Source organism: Adlercreutzia sp. DFI.6.23 (genome assembly GCF_024462535.1).
Lineage (GTDB): Bacteria > Actinomycetota > Coriobacteriia > Coriobacteriales > Eggerthellaceae > Adlercreutzia > Adlercreutzia rubneri.
Window position 1 is genome coordinate 1 of record NZ_JANGBP010000384.1, and the last position, 311, is coordinate 311.

Below are 311 nucleotides of genomic sequence, written 5' to 3' on the forward strand. Positions count from 1 at the left end.
CCGATGTGCACGGCAACTTCATCGAGAACCGCGGCGGTGCTTCGGCCGCCGACGTGCGCGCGCTCATGGAGCGGGTGCGCGCGGCGGTGCTCGCGAGTGCCGGTCTCGAGCTGGCGCCCGAGGTGCGCCTGCTGGGGTTTGAGGAAGATTTTCCGGCTGCTGCACGTGGTGCTGGCGACGTGTCTGCCGATGCAAGCGCCGATGCGGCCGTAGACGGCGTGCGCATCGGCGAACGCGGGCGCGCCGTTCCGTCCGAGGCGAATGCTGTCTTTGCGGGCGGCGTCGATGGCACGCTTGCTGGCGAACGCGGG

The 311-nt window shown here is 70.7% G+C and carries 1 pseudogene; it reads left to right on the forward strand.

Features of this window, described 5'->3' with window-relative positions:
- A pseudogene (locus NE591_RS13820) lies at positions 1–311 on the forward strand (hypothetical protein); the annotation flags it as partial.